Below are 4672 nucleotides of genomic sequence, written 5' to 3' on the forward strand. Positions count from 1 at the left end.
GCCGGCCCTGGGGCGCCCGGCGTCGAGAGCGCCGGCATCGGCATCGCCGACTGGGTCGCGGCGGCGGTCGCCGCGATCGACGAGTCTGTCGACCCCGTTGCGGTCGTCGGCCACAGCGGAGGCGGCAACGTCGCCTGGGGAGCAGCCGATGCCCGCCCCGAACGCGTGGCTCGGGTCGTCCTGGTCGATACTGCGGTGCCGCACGACGGGGGCATGATCTCGGAGTTCGACGTCGTCGACGGCGTCGTGCCGTTCCCCGGCTGGGAATTCTTCGACGAGGACGACGTGGCTGATCTCGACGCGCAGACGCGGGCGCGCACCGCACCGCTGACCCGCTCGGTGCCGGCTCGGGTCCCCACCGACGCGATCGCGCTGCACGACGAACGTCGCTACGAGCTTCCCGTCACCGTGCTCTCCGGATCACTGGGCGAAGAGGAGTTCCGCGGCTTCCTCGCACAGTGGGGCCGGTACGCCGACGAGTTCTCCGCGATCCGCGACACCGAGATCATCCGTCTGGGCAGCGGCCATTGGCCGCAGTTCTCCCAGCCACAGCGGCTGGGCGACGCGATCGCCGCCGCCATCACGCGAGCGCCGCTCCCTTCGTCGCCGCGCTGAGCGGGCCGCAAGACCCACCGGTCACGGCGAGAGGGTCTCCGCAGCGAGCCGAGATGCCGAGGGGCTCAGTGCCCCATCCCGAGACCGCCGTCGACGGGGATGACGGCACCCGAGATGTAGGCGGCATCCTCCGACGCCAGCCACGTGACGACGCCGGCGACCTCGTCGGGGGTCGCGAAGCGACCGACGGGAATGTTCCGCTTGTACTCGTTCTGCGTGTCTTCGGGCAGTTCGGCGGTCATGTCGGTCTCGATGAATCCGGGCGCGACGACGTTGGTCGTGATCCCGCGACCGCCGAGCTCTCGAGTCAGCGAGCGCGCGAAGCCGACGAGTGCCGCCTTCGACGACGAGTAGTTGATCTGGCCGGGCGAACCGTACAGACCCACGACGCTCGAGATGAGGATGACCCGTCCCCACTTGGCGCGCAGCATGCCCTTGGACGCACGCTTGACGACGCGGAACGTTCCGCCCAGGTTCGTGGCCACGACGGAGTCGAAATCGTCCTCGGTCATCCGCAGCAGCAGCGTGTCCTTCGTGATCCCGGCGTTCGCGACCACGATCTCCACGGGACCGAGCTGCTTCTCGACCTCGGCGAACGCGGCATCCAACGACGCAGCATCCGTCACGTCGGCCCGCACCGTGAGCGTGCCCTCCGGGCCCTCGCCGGAGCGGGCGGTGACCGCGGTGCGATACCCCTCCGCGACGAAGCGGGCGGCGATGGCGCGGCCGATGCCGCGGTTTCCGCCGGTGACGAGGACGACACGGTCGTGCGACATAGGGGCTCCGTTTCGCTCGGGAGGAACCGCCCCAGCCTACCCGTCGCGCACGACGGATCCCCTCTCGCGCGCGGCGCCCGATAGGCTGGCACGGCGAGACAGGAGAGATCATGACCGACGCGACGAACCCTCAGTCCCCGGATGCCGCGGCCACCCCGCCCGTGACGCCTCCGACTCCGGCACCTGCGGCCGATGCGACCTATGCGCCGCCGGCGGCACCCGCCTACCAGCCTCCGGCATATCAGCAGCCGTCCTATCCCTCCGCACCCCCGGCGTACGGCGCGAGCACCGGCGCTCCGGTGCAGCCCGCTCCGGGCGCACCGCCCGTGTACGGGGTCGCTCCCTACTACGGGGCGCCGGCGGCGAGACGAACGTGCTCCCGTCATCTCCATGATCGCGTCGATTCTGGGCTTCGTGTGGATCCTTCCGCTGATCGGCTCGGTCGGTGGTGCCATCATGGGCCACATCTCGCTGAACCAGATCAAGCGCACGGGTGAAGGCGGCCGCGGAATGGCGCTTGCGGGCGTGATCGTGGGATGGGTCGGCACCGCGATCTCGCTCTTGATCATCGGCTTCTTCGTCTTCTTCATCATCCTCGGGGCCGCCGCCAGCTCGCGTTACGGCTCGTACTGATCGGGCGACGCCGCGCCCGCGACGCCCACGCGGCGTAGGCTGAGGGGACCGTGAAAAGCTCCCGTGCTCAGTCCGCCACGTCGTTGCCGCGCGCGCCGCGCGACGACGCGAGCGCGCGCATGACGAAGTACTTCACGATGATGGTCATCCGGGTGATCTGCTTCGTCCTCATGGTGGCCGTCACCCCCTACAGCTGGTACACGTGGCTGTTCGGAGCCGGAGCGATGTTCCTTCCGTACTTCGCCGTGGTGATCGCCAACGTCGCCTCCGGATCGGCCGAACGTGCCATCGCCCCCGAGCGCGCGATCGAGGCCTCTCCGACCCTGCGTCCACCGTCGGACGCCCCGAACGCCGCGGTCGACGAGACGCCCCGCGTGATCAGACTGAGCGAGTCCTCGCGGCAGCCGCCCGCACCCCGGACGCCGTCGGACGACGAATGACCGAGGCCATCTGCTCGAGGACCGGCTGCCGCGCGCCCGCGACGTGGCAGGTGCAGTGGCGCAATCCGCGCATCCACGCGCCCGAACGACGCAAGATCTGGGCCGCGTGCGGCGATCACGTCGACTATCTGCGCGACTATCTCGCCGCCCGCGACTTCCCGGTGGACGTGGTCGCCTTCGATACGGAGGCGACCAGATGAGAGAACGCACGGCTCGGCAGCAGACGGCGCTGCGCTGGGCAGGATACGTCGCGATCGCGATCGTCTTCGCGATCGTCTGCGCCTTCCTGTCGAACTGGCAGTTCACGCGCAACGCGGAGCGAAGCAGCCAACTCGCCCTGATCGCCGCGAACTACGACGCCGCGCCGGTGCCGCTGGGGCAGGTGATCGGCGCCGACGGCGCGTTCCGACCCGGCGACCAATGGCGCCCGGTCTCCCTGACCGGTCAGTATCTGACCGACCACACGCTGTTGGCTCGTAATCGCGCGCACGGTGGGACGAGCGCCTTCGAGGTGCTCGTCCCATTCCGGACGGTCGACGGAGCGGTCTTCCTCGTCGACCGCGGCTGGCTGCCGCCCGGCTCCTCCCAGCCCGAGCCGGACGCGATCCCCACTCCCCCCGCCGGCCAGGTACAGGTGATCGCGCGACTCAAGCCGGGCGAGCCGCTGCCGAACTCGGGACGCTCCGCGCCGGACGGCCAGGTGCCGACCATCAATCTCCCCCTGATCGCGGAGACCACCGCTCAGCCCGCGCTCATCACGAGCGCCTACGGACTGCTGGTGTCCGAACAGCCCAGTCCCGCGGAGACACCCAACGCACTCGAGTCGCCATCGGACGACCCCGGCCCATACCTCTCGTACGCGATCCAGTGGATCCTCTTCGCGCTGATGGGATTCGTCTTCATCTGGTACATGATCCGCACCGAGATCCGTCACCGGCGAGAGGATGCGGAAGACGCAGCCGCGGAACGGGCAGGCGAGACCCCGACGCCGGACGAGGAGGAGGCGTCTCCCGCCGCTCGTCGGCGCCGACAGCGCGAAGCCCGGCGACCGGATCGCGACATGCAGGAAGAAGACGCCCTTCTCGACGAGCTGACGTCCCGCTGAGCAGTCCGACGCGGAATCGGCGTCAGGCGAGGGTGATCAGGTCGACGTAGTCGCGACCCCAGATGTCCTCGACGCCGTCAGGCAGGATCAGCACCCGTTCGGGGTTGAGGGCCTGAACGGCGCCCTCGTCGTGGGAGACCAGCACCACCGCACCTTCGTAATGGGCCAGTGCGCCGAGGATCTCCTCGCGCGAGGCGGGGTCGAGGTTGTTGGTGGGTTCGTCCAGCAGCAGCATGTTCGCCGACGAGACGACGAGCGTCGCCAACGACAGGCGGGTCTTCTCACCGCCGGAGAGCACACCGGCGGGCTTGAGGACGTCGTCACCGGTGAACAGGAACGAACCGAGCACCTTGCGCGCCTCGGTGGCGTTGATATCCGGCGCCGCCGACATCATGTTGTCGAGGACCGACCGGTTGACGTCGAGGTTCTCGTGCTCCTGCGCGTAGTAGCCGATCTTCAGGCCGTGGCCGGGTTCGATGATGCCGGTGTCGGCCTTGTCGACGCCGGCGAGGATCCTGAGCAACGTGGTCTTGCCGGCACCGTTGAGCCCGAGCACGACCACTTTCGATCCGCGATCGATGGCCAGGTCGACGTCCGTGAAGATCTCCAGCGATCCGTAGGACTTCGAGAGGTTCTTCGCCATGAGCGGCGTCTTGCCGCACGGCGCCGGCTTGGGGAAGCGCAGCTTCGCGACGCGGTCCTCTTGGCGGACCTCCTCGAGACCGGAGAGCATCTTCTCGGCGCGAGCGACCATCTGGTGGGCCGCGGCGGCCTTGGACGCCTTCGCACCGAAGCGCGCGGCCTGCAACTGCAGCGCCGTCGCCTTCTTCTCGATGTTGACGCGCTCCTTCTTGCGTCGTTCCTCGTCGGCGACCCGCTGGCGCAGGTAGTTCTTCCAGTTCATGTTGTAGACGTCGATGACCTGACGCATCGCGTCGAGGTAGAAGACACGGTTGACCGTCTCGCCGACGAGTTCCACGTCGTGGCTGATGACGATGAGCCCGCCCTTGTAGTTCTTCAGGAACTCGCGCAGCCACACGACGCTGTCCGCGTCGAGGTGGTTCGTCGGCTCGTCGAGGATCATCGGCTGCGCGTCGGAGAAG

At 68.8% G+C, this 4672-nt stretch carries 7 protein-coding genes; 5 read left to right on the top strand and 2 right to left on the bottom strand.

Annotated features, from left to right (window positions below; genetic code table 11):
* Positions 1-615: alpha/beta fold hydrolase (locus I5I_RS07055; protein WP_036318102.1), on the top strand; the 615-nt coding region annotated here is incomplete at its 5' end.
* A 65-nt stretch (positions 616-680) separates the two neighbouring features.
* Here the strand turns inward: I5I_RS07055 and I5I_RS07060 are convergent.
* Positions 681-1391, bottom strand: a complete 711-nt coding sequence (locus I5I_RS07060) for a beta-ketoacyl-ACP reductase (protein WP_036318104.1) — start codon at positions 1389-1391, stop codon at positions 681-683.
* A gap of 390 nt (positions 1392-1781) precedes the next feature.
* Between I5I_RS07060 and I5I_RS17535 the strand changes: the two genes are divergently transcribed.
* The 4 genes from I5I_RS17535 to I5I_RS07080 are packed head-to-tail and all read left to right on the top strand — an operon-like array spanning position 1782 to position 3569.
* The gene (locus tag I5I_RS17535) at positions 1782-2024 is read left to right on the top strand and encodes a DUF4190 domain-containing protein (protein WP_036318105.1); all 243 of its coding nucleotides are present in this window, start codon (positions 1782-1784) and stop codon (positions 2022-2024) included.
* A gap of 50 nt (positions 2025-2074) precedes the next feature.
* A complete protein-coding gene (locus I5I_RS07070; RefSeq protein ID WP_036318107.1) occupies positions 2075-2464 on the top strand; it encodes a DUF3099 domain-containing protein in 390 nt (129 codons plus the stop codon).
* Positions 2461-2664, top strand: a complete 204-nt coding sequence (locus I5I_RS07075) for a hypothetical protein (RefSeq protein WP_036318109.1) — start codon at positions 2461-2463, stop codon at positions 2662-2664. The genes I5I_RS07070 and I5I_RS07075 overlap by 4 nt, the downstream gene beginning before the upstream one ends.
* The gene (locus tag I5I_RS07080; protein ID WP_036318110.1) at positions 2661-3569 is read left to right on the top strand and encodes an SURF1 family cytochrome oxidase biogenesis protein; all 909 of its coding nucleotides are present in this window, start codon (positions 2661-2663) and stop codon (positions 3567-3569) included. Before I5I_RS07075 ends, I5I_RS07080 begins: the two co-directional genes overlap by 4 nt.
* Positions 3570-3591: 22 nt before the next feature.
* Here the strand turns inward: I5I_RS07080 and I5I_RS07085 are convergent.
* Positions 3592-4672 (bottom strand): ABC-F family ATP-binding cassette domain-containing protein (locus I5I_RS07085; protein WP_036318112.1); only part of this gene is annotated, 1081 nt, incomplete at its 5' end.

The organism is Microbacterium sp. B24, from assembly GCF_000333415.1.
Lineage (GTDB): Bacteria > Actinomycetota > Actinomycetes > Actinomycetales > Microbacteriaceae > Microbacterium.

What these genes read in the sequence shown, in the direction of transcription:
- I5I_RS07080 (WP_036318110.1), top strand. Translation starts at nt 2,661, where the DNA reads ATGAGAGAACGCACGGCTCGGCAGCAGACGGCGCTGCGCTGGGCAGGA.
- I5I_RS07060 (WP_036318104.1), bottom strand. Translation starts at nt 1,391, where the DNA reads ATGTCGCACGACCGTGTCGTCCTCGTCACCGGCGGAAACCGCGGCATC.
- I5I_RS07075 (WP_036318109.1), top strand. Translation starts at nt 2,461, where the DNA reads ATGACCGAGGCCATCTGCTCGAGGACCGGCTGCCGCGCGCCCGCGACG.
- I5I_RS17535 (WP_036318105.1), top strand. Translation starts at nt 1,782, where the DNA reads ATGATCGCGTCGATTCTGGGCTTCGTGTGGATCCTTCCGCTGATCGGC.